30 protein-coding genes and 2 pseudogenes are annotated in these 21,316 nt (G+C 62.9%); 13 read left to right on the top strand and 19 right to left on the bottom strand.

What is annotated here, in order from left to right:
• A pseudogene (locus EOA49_RS20420) lies at positions 1-331 on the bottom strand (portal protein); the annotation flags it as partial.
• 402 nt (positions 332-733) lie between these two features.
• Between EOA49_RS20420 and EOA49_RS20410 the strand changes: the two are divergent.
• A complete protein-coding gene (locus EOA49_RS20410) occupies positions 734-1,342 on the top strand; it encodes a methyltransferase domain-containing protein (RefSeq protein WP_066999347.1) in 609 nt (202 codons plus the stop codon).
• A 366-nt stretch (positions 1,343-1,708) separates the two neighbouring features.
• Here EOA49_RS20410 and EOA49_RS34000 read toward each other — a convergent pair whose 3' ends face one another.
• The 10 genes and pseudogenes from EOA49_RS34000 to EOA49_RS20365 form a co-directional block, all read right to left on the bottom strand.
• The gene (locus EOA49_RS34000) at positions 1,709-1,834 is read right to left on the bottom strand and encodes a hypothetical protein (RefSeq protein WP_278075763.1); all 126 of its coding nucleotides are present in this window, start codon (positions 1,832-1,834) and stop codon (positions 1,709-1,711) included.
• Complete coding sequence (locus tag EOA49_RS20405) at positions 1,803-2,372, bottom strand: hypothetical protein (RefSeq protein WP_127240781.1); 570 nt, start codon at positions 2,370-2,372, stop codon at positions 1,803-1,805. The genes EOA49_RS34000 and EOA49_RS20405 overlap by 32 nt, the downstream gene beginning before the upstream one ends.
• A 58-nt stretch (positions 2,373-2,430) precedes the next feature.
• The gene (locus EOA49_RS20400) at positions 2,431-2,745 is read right to left on the bottom strand and encodes a hypothetical protein (RefSeq protein ID WP_066999353.1); all 315 of its coding nucleotides are present in this window, start codon (positions 2,743-2,745) and stop codon (positions 2,431-2,433) included.
• Between the two features lie 7 nt (positions 2,746-2,752).
• Positions 2,753-3,034, bottom strand: a complete 282-nt coding sequence (locus EOA49_RS20395) for a hypothetical protein (RefSeq protein WP_127240782.1) — start codon at positions 3,032-3,034, stop codon at positions 2,753-2,755.
• On the bottom strand, positions 3,034-5,346 hold the full coding sequence (locus EOA49_RS32745) for an HNH endonuclease (protein ID WP_164749255.1): 2,313 nt from the start codon (positions 5,344-5,346) through the stop codon (positions 3,034-3,036). The genes EOA49_RS20395 and EOA49_RS32745 overlap by 1 nt, the downstream gene beginning before the upstream one ends.
• A 374-nt stretch (positions 5,347-5,720) precedes the next feature.
• The gene (locus EOA49_RS20385) at positions 5,721-5,975 is read right to left on the bottom strand and encodes a hypothetical protein (RefSeq protein ID WP_095824484.1); all 255 of its coding nucleotides are present in this window, start codon (positions 5,973-5,975) and stop codon (positions 5,721-5,723) included.
• Between the two features lie 70 nt (positions 5,976-6,045).
• On the bottom strand, positions 6,046-6,801 hold the full coding sequence (locus tag EOA49_RS20380; protein ID WP_095829036.1) for a terminase family protein: 756 nt from the start codon (positions 6,799-6,801) through the stop codon (positions 6,046-6,048).
• Between the two features lie 588 nt (positions 6,802-7,389).
• Positions 7,390-8,100: pseudogene (locus EOA49_RS20375) on the bottom strand (terminase family protein); the annotation flags it as partial.
• A complete protein-coding gene (locus EOA49_RS20370; protein WP_127240694.1) occupies positions 7,988-8,380 on the bottom strand; it encodes a hypothetical protein in 393 nt (130 codons plus the stop codon). The pseudogene EOA49_RS20375 and the gene EOA49_RS20370, both read right to left, overlap by 113 nt.
• Positions 8,373-8,759: a hypothetical protein gene (locus EOA49_RS20365; RefSeq protein WP_095802597.1), complete on the bottom strand. Its 387-nt coding sequence runs from the start codon at positions 8,757-8,759 to the stop codon at positions 8,373-8,375. Before EOA49_RS20365 ends, EOA49_RS20370 begins: the two co-directional genes overlap by 8 nt.
• A 522-nt stretch (positions 8,760-9,281) precedes the next feature.
• On the opposite strand from EOA49_RS20365, the gene EOA49_RS20360 reads away from it, so the two are divergent.
• The 4 genes from EOA49_RS20360 to EOA49_RS20345 all read left to right on the top strand — a co-directional run bounded on the left by EOA49_RS20360 (position 9,282) and on the right by EOA49_RS20345 (position 11,094).
• Entirely contained in the window at positions 9,282-9,602 is a 321-nt protein-coding gene (locus EOA49_RS20360; RefSeq protein ID WP_095829029.1) for a hypothetical protein, read from the top strand.
• A 139-nt stretch (positions 9,603-9,741) separates the two neighbouring features.
• A complete protein-coding gene (locus EOA49_RS20355) occupies positions 9,742-10,287 on the top strand; it encodes a hypothetical protein (protein WP_127240693.1) in 546 nt (181 codons plus the stop codon).
• A 168-nt stretch (positions 10,288-10,455) separates the two neighbouring features.
• Complete coding sequence (locus tag EOA49_RS20350) at positions 10,456-10,725, top strand: hypothetical protein (protein WP_095778279.1); 270 nt, start codon at positions 10,456-10,458, stop codon at positions 10,723-10,725.
• A 63-nt stretch (positions 10,726-10,788) separates the two neighbouring features.
• Positions 10,789-11,094 (top strand): hypothetical protein, encoded by a 306-nt coding sequence (locus EOA49_RS20345; protein WP_066999393.1) that lies wholly within the window; start codon positions 10,789-10,791, stop codon positions 11,092-11,094.
• Positions 11,095-11,106: 12 nt separating this feature from the next.
• Here EOA49_RS20345 and EOA49_RS20340 read toward each other — a convergent pair whose 3' ends face one another.
• Both EOA49_RS20340 and EOA49_RS20335 read right to left on the bottom strand, forming a co-directional pair.
• Entirely contained in the window at positions 11,107-11,526 is a 420-nt protein-coding gene (locus EOA49_RS20340) for a DoxX family protein (protein WP_127240692.1), read from the bottom strand.
• Between the two features lie 268 nt (positions 11,527-11,794).
• Positions 11,795-12,550, bottom strand: a complete 756-nt coding sequence (locus tag EOA49_RS20335) for a tryptophan 2,3-dioxygenase family protein (RefSeq protein ID WP_067325194.1) — start codon at positions 12,548-12,550, stop codon at positions 11,795-11,797.
• A gap of 141 nt (positions 12,551-12,691) precedes the next feature.
• Between EOA49_RS20335 and EOA49_RS20330 the strand changes: the two genes are divergently transcribed.
• From EOA49_RS20330 to EOA49_RS20320, 3 genes are all read left to right on the top strand, one after another.
• Entirely contained in the window at positions 12,692-13,162 is a 471-nt protein-coding gene (locus EOA49_RS20330) for an Lrp/AsnC family transcriptional regulator (protein ID WP_067325198.1), read from the top strand.
• Positions 13,163-13,230: 68 nt separating this feature from the next.
• Positions 13,231-13,488 carry a BrnT family toxin gene (locus tag EOA49_RS20325; protein WP_127240691.1) on the top strand — a complete coding sequence of 86 codons (258 nt, stop codon included), beginning with the start codon at positions 13,231-13,233 and terminating at the stop codon, positions 13,486-13,488.
• A complete protein-coding gene (locus EOA49_RS20320; protein ID WP_245433328.1) occupies positions 13,472-13,825 on the top strand; it encodes a BrnA antitoxin family protein in 354 nt (117 codons plus the stop codon). Before EOA49_RS20325 ends, EOA49_RS20320 begins: the two co-directional genes overlap by 17 nt.
• A gap of 367 nt (positions 13,826-14,192) precedes the next feature.
• Here EOA49_RS20320 and EOA49_RS20315 read toward each other — a convergent pair whose 3' ends face one another.
• The 3 genes from EOA49_RS20315 to EOA49_RS20305 all read right to left on the bottom strand — a co-directional run bounded on the left by EOA49_RS20315 (position 14,193) and on the right by EOA49_RS20305 (position 16,065).
• Entirely contained in the window at positions 14,193-14,552 is a 360-nt protein-coding gene (locus EOA49_RS20315) for an SPW repeat protein (protein WP_066999436.1), read from the bottom strand.
• A 176-nt stretch (positions 14,553-14,728) separates the two neighbouring features.
• Positions 14,729-15,787, bottom strand: coding sequence for a PAS domain S-box protein (locus EOA49_RS20310; RefSeq protein WP_245460751.1), 1,059 nt, complete (start codon positions 15,785-15,787; stop codon positions 14,729-14,731).
• 32 nt (positions 15,788-15,819) lie between these two features.
• On the bottom strand, positions 15,820-16,065 hold the full coding sequence (locus EOA49_RS20305) for a hypothetical protein (protein ID WP_067325210.1): 246 nt from the start codon (positions 16,063-16,065) through the stop codon (positions 15,820-15,822).
• 128 nt (positions 16,066-16,193) lie between these two features.
• On the opposite strand from EOA49_RS20305, the gene EOA49_RS20300 reads away from it, so the two are divergent.
• Positions 16,194-16,673 (top strand): hypothetical protein, encoded by a 480-nt coding sequence (locus EOA49_RS20300; RefSeq protein WP_127240690.1) that lies wholly within the window; start codon positions 16,194-16,196, stop codon positions 16,671-16,673.
• Positions 16,674-16,684: 11 nt separating this feature from the next.
• On the opposite strand, the gene EOA49_RS20295 is transcribed toward EOA49_RS20300, so the two are convergent.
• Entirely contained in the window at positions 16,685-17,095 is a 411-nt protein-coding gene (locus EOA49_RS20295; protein ID WP_127240689.1) for an HD domain-containing protein, read from the bottom strand.
• A 219-nt stretch (positions 17,096-17,314) separates the two neighbouring features.
• Between EOA49_RS20295 and EOA49_RS20290 the strand changes: the two genes are divergently transcribed.
• The 4 genes from EOA49_RS20290 (at position 17,315) to EOA49_RS20275 (ending at position 18,567) form a co-directional block, all read left to right on the top strand.
• On the top strand, positions 17,315-17,518 hold the full coding sequence (locus EOA49_RS20290) for a CsbD family protein (protein ID WP_066999415.1): 204 nt from the start codon (positions 17,315-17,317) through the stop codon (positions 17,516-17,518).
• A 125-nt stretch (positions 17,519-17,643) separates the two neighbouring features.
• Positions 17,644-17,829 carry a hypothetical protein gene (locus EOA49_RS20285; RefSeq protein WP_066999417.1) on the top strand — a complete coding sequence of 62 codons (186 nt, stop codon included), beginning with the start codon at positions 17,644-17,646 and terminating at the stop codon, positions 17,827-17,829.
• 258 nt (positions 17,830-18,087) lie between these two features.
• A complete protein-coding gene (locus tag EOA49_RS20280; protein ID WP_067325226.1) occupies positions 18,088-18,285 on the top strand; it encodes a hypothetical protein in 198 nt (65 codons plus the stop codon).
• A 102-nt stretch (positions 18,286-18,387) separates the two neighbouring features.
• Positions 18,388-18,567, top strand: a complete 180-nt coding sequence (locus EOA49_RS20275; RefSeq protein ID WP_082953924.1) for a hypothetical protein — start codon at positions 18,388-18,390, stop codon at positions 18,565-18,567.
• A gap of 613 nt (positions 18,568-19,180) precedes the next feature.
• Here EOA49_RS20275 and EOA49_RS20270 read toward each other — a convergent pair.
• On the bottom strand, positions 19,181-20,182 hold the full coding sequence (locus EOA49_RS20270) for a YihY/virulence factor BrkB family protein (protein ID WP_095824501.1): 1,002 nt from the start codon (positions 20,180-20,182) through the stop codon (positions 19,181-19,183).
• A 32-nt stretch (positions 20,183-20,214) separates the two neighbouring features.
• Positions 20,215-21,315, bottom strand: a complete 1,101-nt coding sequence (locus tag EOA49_RS20265; protein ID WP_095824502.1) for a flavodoxin family protein — start codon at positions 21,313-21,315, stop codon at positions 20,215-20,217.
• Between the last annotated feature and the right edge of the window lies 1 nt (position 21,316).

Genomic DNA, 21,316 nt, shown 5'->3' with positions numbered 1-21,316 from the left:
AGGCCGGGCCGTAGCGCACGACATTCCTGAGGCAGGCCTGCGTCGCCGGCACGAAGTTGGAGTTGGCCGAATAGCGCAGCGCGAACAGGAAATCGCGCAAGGCTTCCGCCCACTCCTTCTCCTCGTCCGTCTCCTCATCGTCCATCTCGGCGGTGGTCAGCCCGTGCCACTTCTCCGACTGCGGGATGATCAGGCTTTCCAGCCCGGCGGCGAGCCGGTTGGCGGCGGAGTTGATGGTGTTGGGCGTAGACGCGAGAGCCGCGCCGCTCCTGCCGTTCGGCCTGGCTTTCGCCGCGGCTGGTGCGGCGGCCGGTCCATATGTCGGGCGCATCGGGATCGCAGAACTCCGCCACTGCTTCCCAGACGGGCTCATAGGCGGCGCGTTCGGTCTCGAGTTCGGCCTGTCGCGACAGGATATCGCGGGCGCGGGAATCGGTCATGGGGATCTCGCTTGTTTGGCGGAGCGGCCGGAGCTGCCAATCTCCCCCCTCGTGGGAGAGATGTCCGGCAGGACAGAGGGGGGCGCCGTAGAGCGCCGCTTCTCGATGAAGTCAGCCAGAACACCTGGCCGGGAAACTGGTAAGCGAAACGATGGAGAAGCCGGCGGGACAGCGCCCCCTCTGCCCTGCCGGGCATCTCCCCCACACGGGGGGAGATTACCCTCTTCATGTCATCTTTTGCGCACTTCTGGGTGCTACACACCCGAATGCGGCGGGCACGAGGGAGGTCGAGAATGAGCCTTGCCGGCGCGCTGAAAACCCGAAGCAAACAAGCAGTGAAGCGGCTGATCGGTTACGACAGCCGCAACTGGCTGCGCATCCGCCAGATCGAGGCCTTCACGACCTTCCTCGAGGCGGCCAACCGCAAGTCGCGCGACGTGATCGAGATCTCGCCGGGCTGGAACCGCTACTGGCGGGCGATGTGCCCGGACTACCGGTCACTCGATTTCCCCGACTTCGACATCTGCAAGGATCGCACGGACGAGCAATACTCCATCGTCATTGCCGACCAAGTGCTGGAGCATGTGCAGCGCCCGCTGGCGGCGGCCGCCAACATCCACGCCATGGTGAGGCCCGGCGGCTGGGCGATGGTGGCCACGCCCTTCCTGTTTCGCGTGCATGCCCGCCCGCACGACTACAGTCGCTGGACGCCCGCGGGGCTCAAGCAGCTGATGGTCGAAGGCGGCTTCGCCGAAGACGACGTGCAGGCCTTCGGCTGGGGCAACAAGGCCTGCGCCAGGGCCCATATTGGCGGCCCGGTTCGGGCGTACGGGCTGTGGCGGGACCTGAGCAACGACGAGGAGTATCCGGTGATGGTCTGGGCGTTCGCGAAGAAGGGGTGATCGGGTGACGCCCTACGAAATCCACTCTGTGGCATTTTCCAAGCACTTGCTCGGACAAGCCCGCTCGCAAATCCAGGAAAATGCTATCTCCCCCACAAGGGGGAAGATAGCGCGCCGCATCAGCGCTCCAGCAGATCCCAAGCGTTGGCAACTAGCGTCGAGGACAGCGCGGCGCTTTTTCTCCCGCCTTGTGGGGGAGAAAGCGATTTCAACATCTTAGGAAGCTAAGTGTTGGAAATCGCAAGAGAGGAGAAAGGCGCCGATGTTGATCAGTGGGATCGCCGCTTCACCAGCCGCGCATGCCGTCGCCAATACCACCAATCGAGCACGCGGCGGCGGAAACTGCGTTTCATCGCTGTCATGGCGTCAGACTCCGAGCAGCACGCGGCGCCGGCCGGCAACGTCGCTTGGCGCCAGATCCGTCTTGACCGTGGAGAGCGTGCCCTGGCGCTGCTCGAGCTCAGCTCTGAGCGCCGCTTCCCGCGCCTGCACGTCCTTGTCCTGCACGGTCGGCGCCGGCGGCAATGGCTTCAGTTCCGGCGGTTTTTGAAAGAGACACATGGTTCCAGCTTTCTCTTGTCCAATCATAGAGGAAGAAGTCTTCGCCGTTCCTGCCGTAGCCCGGCAGGCGGCAGCGTTGGGTAGCGCCGAGCCGGTCCAGCCAGCGTAGCGCAAGCTCGTTCTCGGCAAGCGCCCTCGCCTCGACCCGCCAGGCGCCTTTGGCCGCGACCCGGGTCCCAAGCACCGCATGGAAGAAGCGCGTGATTTCCGGCACGCAGCGCTTCATGCGGCGCGTGCCCCAGCTCCAGGCGATCCAAAGGCCGCTCCGCTGCTCGGCCGCGCCGAAGCCGGCCTCTGGATTGCCGTCGAGCTCGGCGACATAGGCAAAGCCCTGCAGCGCCGTCAGCGCCAGCAGCGCCGGCGACCAATGGTCGAGCTGGCAGTCGATCTCGGCCCGGTCCTCGGGACGCAGGTTGGCGGCGATGTAGGAGAGATCCCGCAGCGTTGCGGGGACGATGCGGGTGGGCATGGATGGGCTTTCGTGGTCGAGAGCGAAGCCGTCGCCAGGGGACTCCGTTACCGCAATCTCAGCCCGCGAAGTTGTTGTCCACGAACATTTCGGCAAATTGCTGGGGCGTAAGCGTTACCTTGTTGTTGTGGGCGATTTTGAGATTCTTCTTCCACATATCCCGGATCGCCTCTGGCATCGTGTCGGGCATGTGAAGAGCCTTGGCGATCGCGTCATCCCACCGTCCATCGCCGCCATAGATGGCCTGCAACTTCGGCGCCATGGCGTCCAGGGACTCTTCGGATTCCTGAGACAGTTCTCCAATCGCCTTGAGCACATAAAACTCCAGAAGCCTGAGCAGCGGCTTTCCTTCATAACGCTTGTCGTCCGACATTTACCCCTCACGCATCATAGGTGGCATAATAAATCAGCCTGTCGCAGATCGCCGAGAGGCTGGGCTTTTCCTTCTGCGACGCAATCCATCCCTCTGTAACCTCGATCGCGATGAATATTTCGATGAAGTATGTCAGACCCGCCTTGGCCGCCGCCTTTGGTGGTACCATAGTATCATCGGGCGCGGTCGCAACCATTGCATCAGAGTCTTCGGTCCAAGGCTCCGATACATAGATCGTGTCCTCTTCATCAAAATCCGACAGCCTTTCAACGATATCCAGTAGCTTCATTATTTTCCCCATAAGGAAAATCCTCCTCGGCGATTCGGATGAAGGGTCTTCTGGAAGATAGTGCCAAAATCGTGTTGGTATCTAGGGACGAGTTGCATCACACCGGGTTCTTCGGCGTGATGCCACGTATAGCCGGGGGGCGCAGTCCGGGGGGCAAGCCCCCTCTTTGTCCGCTGAAGGGTAATCCCGCCTTCCTGCAGAACTTTTGCGAAATCCGGCTCTCTTTCCATTAGGACCAGCAGGGCTTCGTTAGCCGCCTGGAAATGGCGCGGACGAGAGGCGCCAGGATACAACGCGCGATCGAGCTTTGTTTCGAACACTACACTATAGAACTGGCCGGTCGGTGCCTGACTTACTGCTACGTCATCTGCCGCTTTGACCAGGGACTTCGTCTCGACGGCTTGGCGAGCCACCGCGCCCTCAGCGGCGAGCTCTGATGAGGCGCGTGCACCATTTGTTGCAAGCTCCTCCAACGGCTTGGCAAGCTTGCCCGTCCCGCCGCGGACAATGGCCAAGCCCTTTGCAACGGCTTCGCCGACTGCCTCTGATGCCAAGCGCCCTTCGGCAATCGCTCCGGAGCCGGGAGTGACCGGCAGTTGCTCGAGGAAATCCCAAGGGGAATGGCGCAGATCCTCGAGAGCCAGCCCAATGTCGTGCGGGGCTCGGCCCAGGGCCTCGAAAGCCTCGCTGAGGAAGTCCTCCGCGGCCTGTCGATACGAGGACTTGGGTTCGGCGGGACCCGCCGAAGGAGACGGTTGCTGCCCTGTCGCAGCAGTGGTGATCGGATCAACCTCGGTTGGCTGATAAAGGCCAGCTTGATCTACCTGCTGAGATAAAGCCCCTTCAGTCCCTGGGTCGGAAGCTGCAGCCAGAAGATCGCTGAGGGGGGTGTCCTTGTCAGCCTGCGATGTGGCTTTCTTGCTGAAGGCCTCGGCGATGCTTTGGACAAAGGCCCTCGGTAGAGGCTGGGGATTCTCGACACCCAGTTGCTTTTGCGCCGCGACAGAGAGGATGATGGCCTGGCGGTATGCCTCCCGATCGTTGATCTCTGACTTGCCGGCTGAGTTGGTGACCTTGCTCCACGCGGCGTCGACATTGGGGAACACTTCGCGCACATAGCCCGCGGGATCGGAACGCCTCAGGCTCAGACTCTTAAGCAAAGCAGCAGCGGTGGCCTGATATCGAGCCTGGTCTTCCTTGGAACTTCCCGGCCCAGGCTCGGCACCACGCAAAGCTGCGTGGATCGCCTGGTTGGGCATGGTGCGCATGCCGTAGGCTTGGCGGCCGACGTCAATCTTTCGGCTGAAATCCTGGTAGCGCTCGCCGCCCTCCTCGACGCCGTAGATGGCGGTGAAGTCCGCAGGGCTCGGCAAGGGGCCGGAATAGTTGCCCGTATTGGCTATTGCGTCCGGAGCGTTCTGCGCAGCGAGGTCGATTTTCGCGCGCGCCTCGATCAGTCGGCTCACTGTCGCGGCATGGGCTTGATTGATCAATCGCTGGATTTCGTCGGCAGACAGATCGGAGCGCGGGTCGACACGATCGCCTTTCGCCCCACCCGGCTCGCCATGCGCGCCGGCGCCGAGCTGCATCCGCACTGTCTCGCCCATGCCGTCGCTGGCTACCGGCCCGGCGCTCAGCATCTCGGTGACGCGCTTCGGGTCCCGCGCGATCAGCGCTTCCATCCGCGTCCTTGCCGTGCTGGCGCGCCAGGCCGCTTCGGCCTGCAGCCTGCTGTCAGGATCGAGGTTCATCTTGGCGATGAGATCGAAGCCGGCCTGGCGGGAGGCATCGAAGGCGGCTGTGTCGTCCGGGTCGCTCTTCGCGATGGTGTCGAGCTCTTCGGCCTGGACCGCCGCCAACTGGTCCTGCTCATACTGGGCGCGGCGCTGGAGCTGCTGCATCGCCATGCGCGTGGAGCCCGCCGCGCGTAGCGTCGCCTTGCGGCTGGCAAGGCCGGCGCGCAGCTCGGGCGGCGCCTGCTTCAGGAAATTGTCGAACAGCGTATCGAACCGGCCTTGCAGGACGGCACGCCCGGTATGCGGATCGACCTCGCCATACATGGCGTGGTGCAATCCCTCGCCGTCGGCCGGCGCGTTGGCCACCGTATCGGCCTCGGCGCTGGCGATCTCGCCATCCAGCCTGCGCGCGGTGATCTCGGTGTCGAAAGCCTGCTGCTGCGCCATGCGCCGCGCATAGTGATCGGCCACCGTCTGCCAGTAGGGATCGAGCTGGCCGGGCGACGCGGCGTCGGGCGCTCCATTGCCGAGATCGGGACGGCGCTGGCCAACGGAGAGAGGGATGATGTGGACCATTGGCTGCTCCGGCACGACTGGGCTTTGGAAAAAGGGCGCGCAGGCGATCGCAGCCGATCGGAAGCGCGGCGGCGCGTGCGCGACTTGCTGGATTGAGGATTTTGGAGAGGCTAGAAGTCGCTCGTGCTGGGGTGGCCGGAACGGCTCTTCGTCATCCTAGGGCGAAGCGAGGAGCGAAGCGACGCGCGCAGACCCTAGGATCCATGCCGTGACGCTAAGGTGTTGACACGGTTGCAGAATTCTGCACCGCTGCACTCCACGGCAAGGGTCACGGCATGGATACTCGGGTCAAGCCCGAGTATGACGAAGAGAGAGGTTCTGCCCTACCTGGAAGCCCCCAGCGGATCGCCCTGTCCTGTACGGAGCTGAGCCAGCTACTCGGCAGCAGTCGCAGATTGTATGGCGAGGGCCGCTTCGATGACCTGCCTGAACTGTTCCAGCTCCATTGGATAATACTGGTAGTTGCCGCTGGCTATGCCAGCCAGCACCACATATTTGCGGCCTTTTCTATCGCGCTTCAGGCGCAGGGAAATCGTGCAGTGGCCGTCCATAATTGGCGTATCGATCCGCTGAATGACCTCGCCACTAACAGCCATCTTGATAGAACGGAACATCGTCGAAAAGATCATGCGGCCTGCCCCCTGAATGCCGCGGACAATACCGTACGGGTTTCGCCATGTCCCCTGCCTCTGTTACCACTTAGCGAAACGCGCCCAGCGGATCGCTCTGCGCCGCCGGCCGCCGCGCCGCCTTGAACTCCGCCGGGTCGACCACCGCTTCCCTCAGCATCATCACGCCATAGCGCGTCGCGGCCATCAGGTCGTCGCGCAGTTTCACGACCTGGCCGTCCTTGCGGTGGTAGAGGCGGAACTCCTCGAACCAGGCGTGAAGCGTGGAAAACACCTTGAAGCGGCCGGACTGCATGCGGTCGAGCATGTCCATCAGGCCGGCCTCGACCGAGACGGAGCCGTCGGCGAAGCGGGCGTGACCCGAGAGCATGGTCAGCCCATGCGCGGCATATTGTTTTGCGAGCGCAACGCCGGCGCCTTCCAGCGTTTCGCGGCGGCCGTCGCGCGGCCAGGCGAAGGGCAGCCACTCGCCCCAGGACTTCAGCGCCAGCGCCTGCATCGCCGGCGTCTGCTGCGCGGCGCGGTGGGCCTTGGCGACATAGACGATGTCGGCCTCGGTGTCCCAGGCAAGCTCGACCGCGGCCGAAGGATGGTCCCAGCCGAAATCGAGCGCGCCGATGCGCGGCCACCAGCGCGGCAGCCGGAACGGCTCGCAGGCGATCATCTCCTCCGGCACCGGGAAGATGCGACCGGAGCCCAGCACCGGAATGCCGTTCGCGCGCGCCTCGCGCTCATGCTCCGGATAGGCGGCGATAATTTCCGCGCGCTGCTCGGGCGAATAGTGCCCGGCATCTTCGATGGTCATGAAGGTCACGTGTCGGGACATATTAGTCTCGTCGTAATTATCTGCCCCAACCAACTATTGTCGTTGATAATACTGTTCATCAATGCGAAGTTCCTGATGAAACGGGGGAGATACATGATCCGCATTGCAATCGTCGTGGCCATTGCCGCGAGCGCCTCAGCCTGCCAGTCGAACGTGCCCTATGACACGAGCAAGCAGACCTGCGGGATGCACGAGTTCAGGGGGTTCCAACGCAAAGTTTGTATCCCGGACACACCGAACAAAGTATGCAATGTCTGGTACAATCCAATTACTCGTGACGAAAGGATATGGTGCCAACCGCTAACCCGGAAAGCGACCGACCCTAAGGCTCGCGCTAGGCAGCTTGCGGGCAGCAAATATCCCTGATCAGATTTCATCCGTATTTTTTGGCTCCAATTCCTCGCCCACGAACGTGGGGGAGGTGGCGCGGCGGAAGCTGCGACGGAGCGGGGGCAGCGCCGGCTGTCGATGCAAGAGCGGAAAGCTACTCGTAAGCTTGTCGCCCTACGAAGACCCCCTCTCCGGCCGCTTCGCGGCCACCCCGCCTTGCGGGGGCGAGGAACCCAAGCCCTGAACCGCCTCCGCCGACAAAAACCGCAGCACCACATCCGACATCCCGAGCAGCGGTGTGAAAGTCACGATGGTTATCCCGCCCGTCGCATTGGTGCGGGTCAGACCCTCGGAATAAATGTCCAGCGGCGGCTCCTCGTCGAACCAGACACCGTGCAGCGTCTCGCCCTGCCATTTCTCGCGGCCTTTTTCGTAGGACTTGAAGGAGAGCACGCTTTCGCCCGCCTGCACATCACCGCCACCGCCCCAGCGCACGACGACGCTGTCCAGCGCTCCAGGGGCGCCGCGGCCCATCGTCGTTTCGGCAATGGCGTCGGCCGGGATCATGCCGGTGCCCCATTCCGCCTGTCGCTGCGGCGGGCCGACCAGCACACGCTGCGGATTGTCGCGCGTGCCCTCGCCGGTGACGCCGGCGGCCCAGAGCCGGACGGGCGTGTCGAACACCTTGCCCCTCCACCAGTCCGGATAGCGGCCGGTGAGGTGCATGGCCCATTCGGCGCCCCCTGCCCTGGTCTTGCCGAGCTGGTTACCGGCCATGAACAGGCGCTCGCGGTTTTTTGCCCCCGCCGCGTGGAACTCGGACTGCCTTTGGTATGGCCTGTAGGCAGCAAGAAGGTTACGTTGACGGCGTCGGTCCATCTCCTCGAGCAGCGCCAAATAGGTCGCTATCATCGAGGAACGGCCGCAGCCTCGCTTCGAGGCAGCGGATGCGGCTGCGGATCTCCTCATCGCTCAATTGGCCCAGACTGTTTTGGTTCGCATCGAGACCCTGCGAGAACTCTTTGGGCAGCATCGTCAGCACGACCTTCAGATACTGGTCGGGCTTTTCCGCCCTGACCGCGGCGATGACGCCGGCGCCATGGGCGCGGAAATCAGCGCGCAGCGCCGCGGCGAAATCGTCGCCCAGCGTCTTTTTCGAGCGCCTGGCGATCGGCGCGGCGGCCGGCTCAGCCTTCGCTCCAGCGGTTCGGGCGCCGGCGCGCCGCGCCTTGCCTGCGCCGTCAGCCATTGACGGCTGCATCGGCTGCCGGCGTTCCGGCGGAACGAACCGCACGCCACTTGGCGGGCTTGCGCGCCGGCTTCTTGCGCGGCTTGGCGCGGGCGGCCTTCGGCGCGGAGGGCTGATCGACCTGTCCGGAAAACGGCTCCGTTCGTTTCAGCTTCGCCGCGGCGGCTCTCATGGCCGACGGATCGAGACCCTGGCGCGGAAAGCCGAAGCCGGCGATCGCGTCGACCGGACCGCCGCGCACCATGCCGATGCGCACACCCGGCGCGACTGCCTCGACGCGGCTTGTGCGGGGCGGCTCGCCGAACGATGCGAACTCGCCGATGGCGCTGACGATTTCGGCGCCGTCGTCGCCGGTGATGATGGTGGCATAGCGTGGCATGCAGAGCTTCCGCAGATTGGATTCAACTAAAAAGGCGAGTTCCCGCCCCGCCTGTCCTGCCGGACATCTCGCCCCAAGGGGGAGATCACGGCTTCGGCCTTGGCGCCCGTTTCGGGACATCGGATTGGCAAAAGCCTCCGCGACATCGGACCCCCTTCTTGCGGGGGATATGGCTGGCACGCCACAGGAGGATGCTGTCCCGTCGCCTCGCCAACTGGCGAAGCCACCAAGGTAAGGAGCCACAAAAAAAACCCGCCGGCTGGCGGGTCGTTGGCGCAAATCAGCACCATGGATAAAATCATAGCAGAGCTGCCCTCACCTAACAAGGCTCTTAGGTAAATTTTCCTAGCTGCTTGTCTGCAGCCTTGCCGGGAAAGCGATTTTCGCTCGCGCACCGATAAATTGTGGAAGTTCCAGAAATTTTTTCTCGGAACCACCTCAGGGCCGAGGGGTTCCACCCTTAGTCGCGACGCCACAGACTCCCGAACAGAGAAACGATCTCGCACCAAGAAGGAGAAGATCATGCTCATCAAGATTCTTGCGGCATCGGCTCTGACCATCGGTCTGGCTACGGCTGCGATGGCTCAGAATTCAACGGGCGGTACCGCCGACACGGCGGGCAGCGGCCAGAGCATCACGGTGGACCCCACCACGCCTGCCAATCCGCCGCCCGATCAGATGGCGCCCGATACAGGCACGACGGGCAGCATCACCACGGACGGCATGAATTCGAACGCCGATCGGAATTGCCCCGCGACGCCGCAGGGCGCCCAGCCGGATGCAACTCACACGTCGCCTGGCACGGCTACGCCGTCGGTCAACGATAATCATTGCGGCAAGTAGTAACGAGACGCGGCAGTTTCGTCGCGCGAGGGCCGTGGAGTTCCGCTCCACGGCCCTTTGCTTGGAAGGGAACCATGGCGGACGTGAGCCGTTGCAAGGTCGAGCGTGAGCCGTTGCAGAGTTCAGCAAGGAGAGACCCATGGCAGACGACGAAACCAACCAGGGTAAGGACACGAACGCAGCAGCCGCGCGCAACGGCAGCTCGACGTCCCAGGGCGGCGGCACAGAGCGGAGCAATCCGAGCCGCAGCAGCGCTGCCCGCAGCGGCAGCGCTTCGCGCACCAGCGCCAGATCTTCAGCCGCTTCGGAAGCGGCGATGAGGAAGCAGATCGCCGAATTGAAGCGCGAGGTGAGCCGGCTCAACCGCGCGCTTGCCGATCAGGCCGAGGAAGCCGCCAGTGCGACGCAAGGGTGGTACCAGAGCGCGGCCGACCGGGCCTCCGGCCTCTACAGCGGCGCGGCCGACCGAGCTTCTGAATTCTACGGCGGCGCGAGCGATCGCGCCTCACGCGCGGCTAGGCAGTTGCGAAGCCGGGCGCAGAGCGTTTCCGAAACCGTTCAGCAGAATCCCGGCACCGTTTCCACTGCCATGGTTCTCGGCGGGCTCGTCGGCTTGCTGATCGGCATGGCGATGGCGCGCAACTCGGACGCAGACCACGACTGGGCTCGCCCCTGGACCCGCTAGAGCACGACGGCCGCCCCAGCGCAGGCCGCGGAAGGAGGCCGGGCCCAGAGCCCGGCCTTTCCATAGCGGCGGGTTGGTGTGCCCGGTTGTCGTTGGTGTGCCCGGTTGGGCTGGTCATTAGCCGGACCTTATGGAATCATTCCCCAAGGGGAATCGCGGAGAGCGGGCATGGACAAATCCGCCATGGCATCGGTCTTTCGGATGCGGCATGCGCCAGCAGGTATTTCAGGCGTTCGCAGTCTTGGCCGAGGCCAGGCGGATCCGGTCTTCCATTCGCGCCCGCTTGGCGAAGCCATCCGCTTCATCGCCGAGGCAGACGGCCAATATGATCTGAGCGCCGTGGCCATCTCCTATGGAGATCGCTCGACCCCGCCGCTGGGCGCCCGCGAGATCAAGCAGCTCTGGGCCGAATACGGCGTGCGCCTGATGGAGGCCTAAGGCGGTCCCGGATCGGAAACGCCGCTCATGCGTTTTCAAGCGAGGTCAATGGGAGGAAGCGCCATGAACGTCGCCAATCTGCAACTTGAGGGCCTGCTGATGGCCGTCGCGGCAATCAACCATACTCTGGTGCGCAAGGGGGTGCTGACGGTCGAGGAGATCGACATCGCGCTGCGCAAGGCCGAGGCCGTCGAGACAGGCGAGGACCGGTCCGAGGCGATTTCGGCGTCGAACCGCGATGCGATCAACTTCCCGATCCGCCTGCTCGAGCTCGCCAACCAATGCCAGCCGGAAGCGGACATGCCTTCCTTCTCCAAGCTGGCGCGCATGGTCGGGCAGATGAAGGAACCCTATAACGATCAGATGTGAAGTGGCGGCGCCTCACGCCCGGCCCGGCCAACCCTGTCGGACGGCGAGCAACTTGCCCGGCCCATGCACGGCGGCGAAGAAAAGGCCGGCGAGGAAAGTGAAATGATCGACGAAGAAGCCGAACTCGGCCTGGTTGCCGGTCCAGTGCGACGGGCCGTGGAATGAAAAGCCGAGGAAGATCACATAAACTGCCGCGACCAGCGCCGCCGGCGTGAAGAAGGCGCCGGTGAGGAAGGCGATCACCAAAAGCACCTCCAGGATCGCCGCGCACCAGGCGAGAAACAGCGGGAACGGAAACCCGGCGGCGGCGATGTAGCCAGCGGTGGCGGCCATATCCATGAACTTGAAGGTCACGGCCATCGCGAAGACGGCGGCGAAGATCAGGCGAGCGATGAGAATGGCGGCGGTCTGCCAGGCCGATTGCGTTTCCACGTTGTCCCTCCGGTTCGAAGCTGTTGATGCCCCAAGGACGGAGGAAGGGCAATGATTCCGACAGGGGGCTGGAATTTTTGCTTCACTTGTTTCCTCACCCCCACTGCAGGCCGAGGAGAGTCGCCGCGCAGCAGCCGGTGAGGCGCCGGCGACGCCGGGACGAACCGCCAGACGGCGAGCCCACAGCCAAGCTCGGCGCTCAACGAGGGCGCTCTCCCTCGCGGCTACGCCGCGCCACCTCTCCCCTGTTCGCGCGGGGCGAGAAAGCTCAGCCCGCCTTCGCGTGCGGCGGGTGGCTGATCGAGTCGCGCACGGTGCCGTAGGCCGCACCCCAGCGGTCGGTCATGTCGCAGCGTATGTCCCAGAGCTCGGGGAAGAAGCGGTGGCGGGCGCCGCCTTCCAGGATCTCCACCGGGCGACCCTTCAGCGACTTGGCGCCAAGACCGATCGAGCGGTGGATGAGATAGAGGTGGTTGGCGCGGAATTTCTGGAACAGCTCGTCGAACTCGATCAACGCCTCGGCCACGACATAAGCATCGCCATGGTCGTAGTGAGCGTCGTAGACGTCCTCGACGGAAAGCCCGCGGCCGTCGAGATAGGAATGCTTGAAGGCTCGCCAGAGGTCCGGCGGCAGGCGCAGGATAAGCTTGAAGCCTGGCGATTCCTGGCCGCTGCCATTACCGAGCTCGAGGCGGATCTGCTGGTACTCCTTGGGCGACATCGTCTCCAGCAGATCGAGCTGCGCCGTCATCATGCGCACCAGCCGGTGCACGCGGCCCATCAGCGTGATGATGCGGTGCGTGTCTTGCCTCTCCAGATAGTCGAGCACGTCGACCAGCGTGTAGGCGATGAGCTTCATCCACAATTCCTCGACCTGGTGCACGATCTGGAACTGCAGCTCGTCGGCATTGACCATTTGCGAGAGCGGCTTCTGGCAGGCGAGCAGCTGGTCGCATTTGAGATAGACGCCGTAGTCGCGCATTTCGGGCGCCTCGATGCGGGCGTGATAGTCCGACTTGTCCATGGCTCATCCTCCTCGCGCGGGCATGTTCGGCAGGCAGCCAAGGATAGCGCTTCCGGCTTGAACATTGTTCCTTTCTGTTATCCAAACGGCGTAAATTGGAGTACGATTACCGTCCATTGCTGCGACATTGGAGAACGGATCATGCTTGATGCCCTTGACCGCAAGATAGTGTCAGCACTCGAGCGCGACGCGCGCATCTCCTTCGGCGAGCTGGCCGAAGAGGTGGGACTGAGCAAGACGCCGTGCTGGAAACGGGTGAAGGCGCTCGAGGCTCAAGGCATCATCCGCAGCTATTCCACCCGCATCGATCCGGCAGCGATCGGCTTTGACATCGAGGCCTTCATCCAGGTGTCGATCGACTTCGAGGTGTCGGACGCCTTCGAGGCGGCGGTGAGGAAGCACCCGCTGATCCGCCGCTGCTACGCCACGACCGGCGAGGCCGACTATCTGTTGCAGATCGTCACCGTCGACATGCGGGCGCTGGACAGAATGCTGCGCGAGGAGCTCAGCCGGCTGCCCGGCGTGCGCCGCACCGTCACCTCGATGGCGATGCGTGAGATCAAGGGCGACATCTCGTTCGCCGATGCAGCGGCGCATGCGCTAAGGGAATGACTACAAGAATATTTGCAATCAAAGAGTAATTTCGGTATATACCTTAATTGTCGAGACGGGCGGGGGCGATGCTTTTCGAATGGGATGCCGCAAAGGCTAAGATCAATAAGGCCAAGCACGGCATCGATTTCGAGCTCGCTCCGGAATTCGATTTCGCCAACGCGGTCGTCGCCATCGACGACAGCACGGAACGCCTGGTCGCCACCGGGATCATCGGCCTGTCAGTCTGTGTGATGGTCTATGTCGAGCGCGGCGAAACGATCCGGGTGATTTCGCTGCGACGGGCCACGAAGAAGAAGATCGAGAGTTATGTCGAAAACCTCTAGTCGTTCCCGCTCCGCGCTCGTGCACCGGGAAGCAATCCCGCCGAAGCGCACCCGAGAGGAAGCCCTCGCCATCGCCCGGGCCGCGCTTTCGCGCATGTCCGAACAGGAAGATGCGGCGATCAGGGCGGCGGCGTTGGCCGATCCGGATGCGCAGCCTGCGGAAACATTGCCGCGCCGCAAGCCGGGCCGGCCGCGCGCCGAAGTCAAGAAAGTGGCCGTTTCGCTAAAGCTCGACCCCGATGTGGTCAGCGCTTACCGCGCCCAAGGTCCCGGCTGGCAGACGCGGATGAACGACGATCTGCGCAAGGCCGCGAAACTAAAGCGCCACGCTCGCTAGATTGCCCTGGCAGTTTGGCGGTGCTCAGGTCAGTCTGAAGCAGGCCGGCCGGCTCGGGCTGCCGCAGCGGCTTTTCCTTCTCGGCGTCGGCCTTGCGCTTCGGGCACGCCTCGAACTCGTGATCGCGGCCGCCGCAATAGGAGCAGCATTTGGCAGGCTGATCGGGATGGAGCATCGGTGCCATTCCCAAGAATGCACGAAAAGGTTTCCGGTTGCAGCAATTGCGTGAGGTCGCAACCGTTGCTCAGCCCCGTGCCCCGATTGGTCTTCCATGCAGTTCCGGTCGGAAAACCGGCTGCACGCTTTTCCTGGAATTGTCTTTTCAAAGGAGCTCGCCGCTTGCGCGGCGGGCTCCCTCAATCACCGCTCACGCATGCGCGTGGGGATGACGGACGTCCCAGACGGCCCAGGCAGATGCCGCGACCACGAGCACGCCAAGGATGACGTGCGTGAGCATTACGTTCCTGTCCGCCGCGAAGCCCAGCAGCCAGGGCGACACGATCAGCCAGAGCCCGAGCACGAGATTTACCCATTCCTCCCATTCGGCGAACACCGAAAGCGTCGCGAGCGCCAGCGCACCGAGCAGGACGCCAACAATCCAGGCGTTCCACGCGGGCATCATTGCCGCGGTGAATCCGATGACCCAGGGTGAGATGAACAGGCAGATCGCGAGGACCAGGATAACCCAGTCCTTGCTCTTCCTTTCTTCCATCAGTTTGCTTGCCATGACAACCTCCATCGATGAAGCCAGACCAAAGCAACTGCATTCGCGTGCAATGCGCACGCTATGTTACATGATGTAATACATTTTTACGGAGCGACAAGGGAACCTTCCGCGGTGGCCGTATTGCGCGCCGCACAAGCCCCCTTACGGCAAATGCCTTCGATTTCCGGAACGGGCCCTCATCCGTAAAAGTCGCTTCCGCTCTCAGCGCCCAGCTGTGGCATGACAATGGCCTCGAGCGGTGCCGTCAGCGACCATTTCAACGCACCGGACGAGCGCTCGAGACTGGAGGAGCCGCTGAGCGATTGCGGCGCCACCCGCTGCAGCACCACGGTGCCAAAACCCTTGCGCGCCGTCTCGTCTGGCTCGCCATTGGCATGGCCATTCGACCTCTCCTGCCAGACAAGCTGAAAGCGGCGCTGCGCCTTCGGGCCGGTCTCGACCGTCCAGGTGATCTCGACATGCCCGCCCTCGCCCGCCAACGCGCCATATTTTGACGAGTTGGTGCCAAGCTCGTGGAAGGCCATGCCGAGATTCTGCACGGCATTCGACTGCAGCGTCAAAAGCGGGCCGGAAAGCGAGATGCGCTCCTCATGACCAAACGGTTTCAGATGTTCCTGGATGAGGTCGAAGAGACTGGCGCCTGCCCATTCCGAGGTGACCAGCAGATCGTGCGAGCGCGACAGCGCCATGATCCGGGCTCGGATCATCTCCTCGAACTCGCTGGGGCTGGCAGAACGCTTGTTGGTTTCCCTGACCATCGACAGGATCACCGCGAACTGGTTCTTCACACGGTGGTTGACCTCGCGCATCAGGAGCCGGATGCGGCGCTCATTTTCCCTGGCGGCGGTGATGTCGCGCGCGATCGTGGAGGCGCCGACGATCTCGCCCGCAAGGCTCCTGATCGGCGACACCGTTACCGAAACGGCAACGAGCGAGCCGTCCTTGCGCTTTCGCATCGTGTCGAGATTTGCCACGCCCTCGCCCCGGCGGATGCGGCTGATAATGTCGGTCTCCTCGTCGTGCATATGCTCCGGGATAAGGAGCAGCATCGATTGGCCGATGGCTTCCTCCGCGCTGTAGCCGAACATGCGTTCTGCCGCGCGGTTCCAGTCGGTGATGGTGCTGTTCAGATCCTTGCCGATGATGGCATCGAACGAAGAATCGACAATGGCGGCCAGACGCGCATTGGCGCTGGCATCTTCAAATTCCCTGCCCCCGGATGTCACCATGGGCATTAGTTAGCGCGGCCGAATCTCATAGCAAGCGGCTAAGCCTTGGAGGGGTCAGGATTTTCGCCATTCCCCTTTGCTGGATCCAGCACGCCGAAATCCTGCGACTTCATGCCGGTCTCGGCTGTCAGGAAACCTTCGGATGCGAGGCCCCTTCGCAGAAGCTCGCGCACGGCGGCCGAGCGGCTCGGCATGCGTTTCTCGAACCGCCAGTTCTCGACTGCCGCCAGTTCCTCTTCCGTCAACATGATCTGCAGCCTTTGCGGCCGCTCCAATTCAACCACCCTAGCCTCCCGCAGGTCATGACACGAATGAGTATGTCACTCACTGCCAGTAAAAGTAGGATTCGGCTCAAAAGACGTCAAGGTCATGCGAGACAACAAAGGCGGGGGACGCTGGCGGTGCTAACGATATGGCTACACCGCATTTGCCGGTCTATGCTAACTTGTTGATTTTTTTACAGCTTTTCCATTTTTTAGTTGCCAACCGAGCGACGTCGGCGCATTATGGCCGGCAGAGGGATGAACCGCCGCGAAAGGAGGTTTTTCCGATGTTACGAGGATTTTCCGACCGGTTGCGCAACGACGCTCACCACAAGGTCCAGCGGGCTTTGCGGCAAAACGGCATCGTCAACATCATCCAATTGTCGGAAGAAATCAGGCTGATGAATCTCGGCGAGAACATTGCCCGCGAGGATATCGAGTCTCTGGTGATGCAGGTGGCTCAGCTCTATGGCGGGGCCATCGAATTCGACGAAGAGGCGCTGACGGCGCTCGACCTGCCCGACGCCTGCCCGGCTGACAGCCGCAACGACCTGGAAAAGGCGTTGCGAGAACGCTCGCTCCTTTCACCCGAGTCGGCGGATCTGCTGCAGGTGAGCGACAAGGGCTAGAGCAATTCCAGTCACTCGCTGGTCAACTCGTCGAGCAGGCGCAGTCCGTTCTCGTACTTCTCGGGGTCGATGCCCGCCTGGTGCGCCTGCCAGAGATTGTCCTTGAGGTCCGCCTGCTTGACAGGCAGCGCAAGCTCGTTGGACGCCGCACGGCAGACAAAGTCGTGCTCGCTTTCGTCCATTCTTTTCGTCAGCGCGTCGACGGCGGCGACGACCGGAAAGCCGAAGCCCTCGGCCTCGAGCCGATCGAGCGTCAGCCCCTCGCCTTTCTCGACCACGTCGTGCAGGTAGGCGACGGTTTTCTCGTCAAGCGTTTCGACCGCATCGGCGACGCGTCTCAGATGTTCGATAAAGGGACGGCCGGTCTTGTCTTTCTGGCCGCGATGGGCCTCTTCGGCGATCTTCGCTGCCTGGTAAAGCATGATCTCCTCGATCTATTGGAAGCCCGCCCCAACGGGACAACGAGACGGGCAGGATTGGGTCCCGACCCGGTCCACCGGCACGCCTTGCAGGGGACGGCGCGCCATACTGCGGCAGAACATGAGCAGCGTTCAAATGTTCCCTCGTGTCCGGCCGAAAAACAGGAACCCGCGGCCCGCGCAGTCGTTAGCATTTACGCAAACACAAAGGAGGTCTGCACCATGGATTGGAACCGCGTCGAAGGTAACTGGAAGCAGGTCAAGGGCAAGGTGAAGGAACAGTGGGGCAAGCTCACCGATGACGACCTCGACCGCATCGCCGGCAACCGCGAGCAGCTCGAAGGCAAGATCCAAGAGCGCTACGGCATCGAGAAGGATCGCATCCGCCGCGACATCGACGACTGGGCGAGTCGCCAGGGCTGGTAAGATCCGCCGCCGGATAAAATGAGCCCGCAGCCCCGATCGGGGCTGCGGCGTCGAAAGCCAGAATTTTGATTTCAGAACAGGGACGTTATATTAGTTGACTAAGCGATTCGTGGCACGGTGAACCGATGGCCAAGAAGAAATCGAGACCGGCCTTGTCCGTTATCGCCGCAGCCTCGCGATCGGAGGCTTCCGAAGCGATTTATTTTGCCCGCAAATGCGGCCTTACCCCCGATGAAGCCCTGCGGATAATGCGCGAGGCGCTCGTGACCGTGGGGCCTAAGCCTGCCGGCGCCGGAAAGCGGAAGCGCTAGGCGCATCGCCTCGGGCGATCGGATACCATCTTTCTCGAACCCGCAGCGGACTTCGGCCAGGATCACAAGTGCTGTGCTCGGCGGCAAAGCCCGGGGTCCAAACCGCTCCGTCCGTGACGCGAGAAAGTTCCGCTTGATGGCAGGGTGACACAACAAGTGACCCCGCCGCCAGCGCTTATCCGCAACTCCCAAACCCAGGCCAGCGTTTGTAAGCGCGGACCACGCTTTCACTTTCACCTGTCAACGGGAGGGAGAGCAATGGTTTTTCCGGGTTTCCTCGACCCCGAGGATTTGGTCATCCTCGCAGCCGCTCTCGACGACTACTGCCGCACATTTCGCATACCGTCGGACAGTGAGGAGCGGCTTCATGCGGCAAGGCACGCGCTGATTTTGTTTGAGAACGGCTGCCGCGATCCGGTCGAATTGAGTGAAAAGCTCAAGGCCAAACGCAAGTAGCGCAAGCCTGCGCGAACCTTAGGTTCGCCAGCGGCCTGCCTCTTGCCGCCAAAATGAAACATACGGCCACCTCGAAAGTTCTTGTCTGAGAGGAGGCGCGCCATGGTTGGAAATGATGGAAAGCAGGTGCAGCAAACGGAGGCCGATGTCCAAATGCTCGCCCACCGGTTGGCAAAGGACGCGGACATTTCGGAAAACGATGCCCGCGAGTTGATCAAGCTAATCGGAACCGACTGGCCTTCGCTGCTGCGCGAAGCCCGGTTCCTCAAAAGCCGACACTGATGCTGCTTGCCGGCCAGGCGTCCCGCGATTCTTTGCGAGCTGCTTCAGCGCCTTGAGAAAGATCGGAGCCGCCAGATCGCATCTGTATTTGGACGGTCCATTGGTCTGGATGACGATTTCAGCCTGCCTCAGGGTCAGGCCGTGCTTTTGGGCGAATTCGAGCGGTTGATAGGCCTGCTCCCAACCTGGCCCTGTCTTTGGCATCGTGACGACTTCCTCCCGCGATTGATACGTTAGGCAACGCATTCGGCTGGACAAGGTTTCAACGGCTCGCACACAGCGGCGAAACCGCTGCCAAGCGCCTGGCACTGGGTGCATGGAACTTCGGTTGCCGCTGATTGTTGCACCTGAAAGGCGGGCCGGGATGACCATATCGTCGCTGCATCTGCTCAAGGGCATAGGCTATTCGATCTCAACGGTAAGCGTGATGCTGCTGGCGATCGTCAGTTGGGAGCACGTTTCGCAAAATCCGTTGCTGATTGCCTGCCTGCTTGGCGGCGCCGCCACTTCGATCATCGGGATGTTCTGCCGCTGGCTTTCCTACGAAGTCGAAAAGCGTCAGCAGGAGCGACAGGCAGAGAACGGCCAACTCTCGAACCGGCGGCCAGCAGCGTCACCCCTGCCGCCAGCGCCGGAACTCCGAGACCAGCACCGTGATCAGGCTGCTGAGGACGATCCATCTGACGACCTCGCCGTCCGGCACGCTCGGTTGCGGTGACCTGCCTGACCTTGACGTTTCGTCGCTGGCCGCCACCACGGGCGCGAGATCCTGCCGGCTGCCGCTCCGCACCGAATAGGCGCGGGTGATCTCGGCACCGAAGAGGAAAATCTGTGCCGAATAGTAAACCCAGACCAGCACGACCATCAGCGCGCCGGCCGCGCCATAGGACGTGCCGATGGCGCTGGTGCCGATGTACCAGCCGATCAGCGACTTGCCGATGGTGAAGAGCAGCGCGGTGACGATGGAACCGACGCCGACGTCGCGCCATTTGAGCCTGCGGTCCGGCAGGACCTTGTAGATCGCCGCGAAGAGCAGCGCGATCAGCACGAAGGAGACGATGGTGTTGATCGCGCTCACGATCAGCTCGCCGAACGGCAGGTGCTGGTTGATGACCTCACTCAGCGCCGAGATCGCCGTGCTTGCGGCGAGCGACACCAGAAGCATGAAGCCAAGAGCTGCCACCAGCCCGAGGCTTGCCGCCCTCGCCCGCACTAGGCGCGAAAGCGAAACGCCGCTGGGCTTGACCTTCCATATCTCGTTCAACGACTGCTGCATCTCTCCGAAGACGCCGGAGGCGGTGACAAGCAGCGTGATCAGCCCGATGAGGGTGGCCAGCGTGCTGGACCCGCGATGCGCGGCGGTCTCGATCACTGCCGTGAGCAGTTCGGCGCTCTGCGGGCCCATCACCCCCGCGAACTCAGCCGAAAGCGCGAGCTGCGCGGCGTCGTTGCCGATGACGACGCCCGCGATCGCTACCACGATCAGAAGGATCGGCGCCAGCGAGGTCGTGGCGTAGAAGGCCATCGCCGCGCCATGGCTCAGCGCATTGTCGTTGACATAGCCGGTGATGCTCTCTTTCAGCACAACCCAGGCTTCCTGGAACCAGCGCTGCATCTTCCTTCCCGTCGGCTGCTTCTCCTCGTCGGCTATTTGGGGCGCGGATCCTCGAGCACGGCTCCGATGGTCTGGAACGAACCCGCGCGACGCTTCTCGACGGCTTCGGCGAGCGCCAGCGCGGCATTGCGGACTTCCGTCTGCACGGCATGGTCGGCGTCGAGCTCGTCATGGCTCGTCGCATAGGGCTTCCAGTAGCCAATGTAGCGGTCGAGCTCGGCAGCCTCGCCCACCGGATCGAGCTTCATCGAGCGCAGCCAGTCGGCGAGGCTGTGGCGCACCCTTCCGGCACCTTCGGTGTCGCCATGCACGATTACGGAGAACAGCCGGCCGGCGAGATGGCGCGGATAGTCCCAGCCGGCAAGCTCGACCTTCTTGGCGAGCGCGGCATCCTTGCCCTGCGTCAGCGAAGGATCGGGATTGCCGCCGTCGGCGCAGACAAGCCGGTCCATCATCAGCTTCACCGGCGAGGAGGAATGGTACCAGTTGACCGGCGTGACGATCATGACGCCATGCGCCTCGACCCAGAGCGGATAGATGTCGTTCATCCAGTCACTGACCTGCCCGAGCGAATGATTGGGGTAGCAGGAACACGGCCAATGGCAGAGCGCGGCCGCCGTCGAGAAGCACGCCTTGCAGGGAAAGATCCTGCGGCCGTATTCGGAGGCGAGCCGCGCAAGGTCGAGAACCTCGATCGCGAAGCCCGGTCTTGCTGCAATGGCGCTGCGCGCCAACTCGACAAGGCGGAAGGTCTTCGACATTTCGCCCGGGCACGTGTGCTCGCTGCGCGAGGAGCCGTTTATGAGCAGGATGCGGGACGGCGCGGTCTTGTCCTCGTACCGGCGCTGTGCCGCTTCGACCGCTTCGTGCGCGGCGAACCAGTCGACGGAGAGATCATAGTCCGGATCGTGGAAGCCCTGTCCCGCCTTTCTGGTGATCGGTGCCTTGCGTTCTTCGCTGTAGGCCTGCCAGGCGATCTCGGCCAGCCTGCCAATGGCATCCGCCTCCGGCTGAAAGGCCGGATCGTAGAATTGTCTCAGATAGCGTGCCTTGAATTCGCTTTCGCCAAGACGCGGGCTCGGCATGCCTTTGCGCGGCTTAGGGCTCTTGCTGAAATCTGTGCTGTTTGCCATG

The sequence above is a fragment of the Mesorhizobium sp. M1A.F.Ca.IN.020.04.1.1 genome (assembly GCF_003997315.1).
Taxonomy (GTDB): domain Bacteria; phylum Pseudomonadota; class Alphaproteobacteria; order Rhizobiales; family Rhizobiaceae; genus Mesorhizobium.
The sequence above is the reverse complement of the archived record's forward strand: the minus strand, read 5'-3'. Positions and strand labels throughout refer to the sequence as shown.